This window comes from Pseudomonas sp. P4_C3, assembly GCF_056402075.1.
In genome coordinates this window covers 1-4,699 of record NZ_JBFUIC010000304.1, presented here as the reverse complement: position 1 = coordinate 4,699, position 4,699 = coordinate 1, and the positions used below count along the sequence as shown (strand labels likewise).

Here is a 4,699-nt window from a genome sequence, read left to right as displayed (position 1 = left end):
GTCTGGCAAAGTGTTGAAGCTGGGGGTGGACCCGACGTATCCACCGCTGGAATACAAGAACCAGGATGGCACGCTGACCGGCTTCGGGGTCGACATCGCCGAGGCGTTGTGCGCCGAACTGAAAGCCCGATGTGTCTGGGTGGAAAGCAGCTGGGACGGGATGATCCCGGGACTGCTGGCGCGCAAGTTCGATGCGGTGGCGTCTTCGATGACCATCACACCCAAACGCCTGGAGCAGATTGCGTTTACCGACAAGGTGTCCAATGCACCGGCACGGTTAGTGGTCAAACGTGGATCGGGATTACAGCCGACCCTCGAATCGCTCAAGGGCAAGCGCATTGGTGTGGAGCAGGGCTCGACCCAGGAGTCCTATGCCAAAGCGGTTTGGGGTTCCAAAGGCGTGGACGTTCTTTCCTATCAGAATCAGGACCAGGTGTACGCCGACCTGGTCGTGGGGCGACTTGATGCCTCGTTGCAGGGTTCCATTCAAGCCAGTTACGGCTTCTTGAAAACAGCGGCGGGTAAGGACTATGAATTTGCCGGTGCCACTCTGGATGACCCGGGCTTCTTCGGCGTCGGTGATGGCCTTGGTCTGCGCAAGGACGATGTCGCGTTGCGCGAAGATTTGAACAAAGCCCTGGCAACCATTCTCGCCAACGGTACTTACGCGCGGATCAACAACAAGTACTTCGATTTTGACGTCTACGGCGCCCAGTAACGCGTCGTCGTTAGCTTGAACAGGGCGCTCGTTCGAGCGCTCTATTGCCCCCCCCTTCACCTCACCCTGACAAGAACAAGGAGAGTGAGATGCTTCTGGAAGGTTTTGGCCCGCAGATTCTGCTGGGCACCCTGGCGACCATCAAACTGGCGCTTTGTTCATTGCTGATCGCCGTCCTGGCCGGGCTGATGGGCGCCAGTTCCAGGTTGTCGTCCAATCGTTTGTTGCGCACGCTGGCCACGGCTTACACGACCGTGATCCGCAGCATGCCGGACCTGGTGATCATGTTGCTGCTGTTCTTMAGCCTGCAGATGCTGCTCAACCGGATGACCGATTGGCTGGGCATCGCCCAAATAGATATCGACCCGTTTCTGGCCGGTGTCGTGACGCTGGCATTCATTTACGGGGCCTACTTTACCGAGACATTCCGCGGCGCCTTCCAGGCAGTCCCGACGGGGCAGATCGAAGCCGCGAGGGCCTACGGCATGACCCACGGGCAGACCTTTCGCAAAATCCTGTTCCCGCAAATGTTGCGCCATGCGCTACCCGGCATTGGCAACAACTTGCAGGTGTTGATCAAATCGACTGCGCTGGTATCGATCATCGGCCTGACAGATGTGGTCAAGGCCACGCAGGATGCGGGCAAGGGCTCGATGCAGTTCTTTTACTTCACCCTGGTCGGCGGCCTGATCTACCTCGCCATTACCACGGTAGCCAATGGTGTGTTGATGTGGCTGGAGCACCGCTACTCGGTCGGTGTCAGGAAGGCTGCGTTATGAACGGCATTCTTCAAGACTACTGGCAGGCTTACCTGTGGAGTGACGGGCCATACTTTTCCGGGTTGGCGGTGACGTTGTGGCTGCTCATACTTTCGGTGGTGATGGGTTTTGTGCTCGCGGTACCGTTGTCGATTGCCCGCGTCAGCCGCAACCCGCTGCTGCGCCTGCCGGTCTGGTGTTACACCTACGTGTTTCGTGGCACCCCGTTGTACATCCAGTTGCTGTTCTTTTACACCGGGGTGTACAGCTTGCATGTGGTGCGGTCCCAGGATTTTCTCAACGCTTTTTTCCGTGACGGCTTCAACTGCACGGTGCTGGCTTTCGGGCTCAATACCTGTGCCTACATGACCGAGATTTTTGCTGGCGCCATCAGGGCGACCGCCCACGGAGAAGTCGAGGCCGCCAGTGCCTACGGAATGAGCCGGTTCACGCTTTATCGGCGGATTATTCTGCCGTCGGCATTGCGCCGCGCGCTGCCGTTTTTCAGCAATGAAGTGATTCTGATGCTGCATTCCACCTCGGTGGCCTTTACCGCCACGGTGCCCGATTTGCTGAAGATCGCCCGGGATGTCAACTCGGCGACCTATGCATCCTTTACCGCCTTTGGCATTGCCGGGGTGTTGTACGCCACCAGTGCTTTTTTCCTGATCTGGCTGTTTCGACGCGGCGAGCTGCATTGGCTGGCCTACCTCAAACCGCGGACGCACTGACCCCTATCGGACTTGCTCGAATGTATAAATTGATCGTTGAAGATGTCCATAAAAACTACGGCAACCATGAAGTGTTGAAAGGGGTTTCGCTCAAGGCCAGGGCGGGTGATGTGATCAGCATCATCGGCTCCTCCGGGTCCGGGAAAAGTACCTTCTTGCGTTGTATCAACCATCTGGAACAACCGTCGGCCGGGCGCATTGTTGTCAATGACGAAGAGTTGCTCACCCGCAGAAACTCAAGGGGTGAGTTGTGTGTGGTTAACCCCGGGCAGTTACGGAGCCTGCGCAGCCGGTTGTCGATGGTGTTTCAGCACTTCAATTTGTGGAGCCACATGTCCGTGCTGGAAAACATCATCGAGTGCCCGATGAGCGTGCTCGGTATCAGTCGGGCGCAGGCACTGGAGCGGGCGCGTCATTACCTTGCCAAGGTGGGGCTGCCACAAAAAGTCGAGGGCCAGTACCCGGTGCATTTGTCCGGCGGCCAGCAACAGCGGGTGGCCATTGCACGTGCGTTGGCCATGGAGCCTGAGGTGATGCTGTTCGACGAAYCGACTTCAGCCCTTGACCCTGAACTCGTGGGCGAGGTGCTCAAGGTCATGCAGCAACTGGCCGAAGAGGGCAGGACGATGGTGGTCGTCACCCACGAAATGGCGTTTGCCAGGCAGGTGTCGAACCACGTCATGTTTCTGCATCAGGGGCGGGTGGAGGAGTCGGGAGCGCCAGGCACGCTGCTGGAACAGCCTCAAAGCGAGCGGTTGCAGCAGTTCCTGGCCGGGAGTCTCAAGTAGTTAAATTTCGATTTTCCAGGCGTGAAGGATAATTTCGAATACTAACGCCAGCAGAGCAATCGACCGACCGCATCTGGCCGATCTGTGCCTATCGCCACTGTCAGCTTCACGCCCTGAGGAAGTCAGTCAACCTAAATCGAGGTTCTTCAGCAGCGGTGAACCGCGCTTCCTCTGCGCCGACCAATAAAGTCGYTGATAGCACCGGAAAATATCTTGACGAGCATGGCGGTCGATTCAGCAATACCCTCGATCACGCCGACGGCCAACGCACTCGCACCCAATGTAGTGACCAAAAACACAGGCAGTAAACTGTGCACCAGCTCGGATGATAGATCCATGAATAGGCTGACAAAGCCAAGAGCCCAAATCGTGCGCGGAATACGAAAAAGCTCAGCTTTGGTGTTTGAACTTCCGCTACTCATATTTTCATCCTGTACTCATCGGCATCAAGGAGAGACTGAGGAAACGGTTCAGTCGTGCATGCAGGCGAACCAAGTTTCCGCCAGAGCGGCAAAAATCAATGGAGCTGCCGTTGCCTCTGTAGTTCCCTCTTCAGCCAGGTGCGTGCCGGTTGTGCGCCCTCTGGACATCGCACCTCATAGGCGCGGCCAGTCATACTGCTTCTGGTGGCAGCAAGATCGATGAAGTCTTCTGCGCTGTTCACCATATTCTTGCCTTCGAGATAATTCAGCTTCTTCTCCAGATGCGCCCGAGCCCGGGGACCTGGGAATGCGTCCCCGTTACGCACGAACTGACATTCACTATGCTCGACAAAGTCCAGCAAGCCCTTTATCTCTTGTGTGGCTTGATGTGTGGCTTGAGCCTGCACATTGGTTACGATTGCGATAAGGCTGATACCAGCGGCCATCATCAATTGGCTGATGGGCCTGGCCGCTGCTCCTATCCACATCTGCATGCGCATCCGCATGATTCATCCTCGTCCTGAAAGTGGCTGGTTTCTGCCTGTCGCCAAGGGCCAGAACTGGCCAAAAGCATACACTTTTCAGCCCTGATGAAGTCGGTGCCTCACAATACCCTGTGACTTGATGGAGCGCAGATGTTGCGCAAATTGTCTATCCTGAACTCGCACGCTGAACACTTGCATTGAAGAATATGAAATACCCCTAGGCCGTAGCAATTAGCGTCCTTTAGCTCAACGTTAGGGTTCGGAGAGTCAGCAATGAGCAATCAAAACATGCCAAATCAGACTACTCCAGAGAAACCTACCCACACACCCAATGACGGAAACGTAATTGTTTCTGAATCCGCTTACACCCCGAACGCAGTTCATTTAAAGGTCCGCTTACGGAATATAGCGTTGTCAGTCACCCTCCTGATCTATGGAACATTTGGAGTGGTCACCGACAACTTTATGATTCCCACCAAGCGCGGGGTATTAACACTGTATGGCTACCCAGCATGGATCATGTATGGAGCGCTGCTGTGTCTGGTGGCTAACCTGACTGCGGTGATCATTGATCATTACGACACGCGAAACAATGAAGGAAGGTACAAAAAGTTTGAAGCGTTTGTGCGAAAATTTGGATGGATACTGTTTGGTCTTGCATTGATTCTAAGTCTCGTGAAACACGCCAAAGATTACGTATGTGAGGATAGAGTAATCCTACAAGCGACCAGCGAAAAAGTTGGACTTACTGCAATCGCATACAATCGCTACTGCGCCTTGCATGATCCACTCAATGC

6 protein-coding genes and 1 pseudogene are annotated in these 4,699 nt (G+C 55.3%); 5 read left to right on the top strand and 2 right to left on the bottom strand.

Going from position 1 to position 4,699, the window contains the following annotated elements:
- The 4 genes from AC1DVH_RS26235 to AC1DVH_RS26220 form a co-directional block, all read left to right on the top strand.
- On the top strand, positions 1-718 hold a 718-nt coding region (locus tag AC1DVH_RS26235), incomplete at its 5' end, for an ABC transporter substrate-binding protein (protein ID WP_477756248.1).
- 89 nt (positions 719-807) lie between these two features.
- Entirely contained in the window at positions 808-1,497 is a 690-nt protein-coding gene (locus AC1DVH_RS26230) for an ABC transporter permease (protein WP_477756247.1), read from the top strand.
- Complete coding sequence (locus tag AC1DVH_RS26225) at positions 1,494-2,207, top strand: ABC transporter permease (RefSeq protein ID WP_477756246.1); 714 nt, start codon at positions 1,494-1,496, stop codon at positions 2,205-2,207. Before AC1DVH_RS26230 ends, AC1DVH_RS26225 begins: the two co-directional genes overlap by 4 nt.
- A 20-nt stretch (positions 2,208-2,227) precedes the next feature.
- Positions 2,228-2,995: an ABC transporter ATP-binding protein gene (locus AC1DVH_RS26220; RefSeq protein WP_477756245.1), complete on the top strand. Its 768-nt coding sequence runs from the start codon at positions 2,228-2,230 to the stop codon at positions 2,993-2,995.
- A 167-nt stretch (positions 2,996-3,162) separates the two neighbouring features.
- Here AC1DVH_RS26220 and AC1DVH_RS26215 read toward each other — a convergent pair.
- Positions 3,163-3,417, bottom strand: a pseudogene (locus AC1DVH_RS26215) (MFS transporter); the annotation flags it as partial.
- A 95-nt stretch (positions 3,418-3,512) separates the two neighbouring features.
- Positions 3,513-3,923 carry a YfeK family protein gene (locus AC1DVH_RS26210; RefSeq protein WP_477756244.1) on the bottom strand — a complete coding sequence of 137 codons (411 nt, stop codon included), beginning with the start codon at positions 3,921-3,923 and terminating at the stop codon, positions 3,513-3,515.
- A gap of 252 nt (positions 3,924-4,175) precedes the next feature.
- Here AC1DVH_RS26210 and AC1DVH_RS26205 point away from each other — a divergent pair.
- A partial coding sequence (locus tag AC1DVH_RS26205; protein WP_477756243.1) for a hypothetical protein occupies positions 4,176-4,699 on the top strand: 524 nt, incomplete at its 3' end.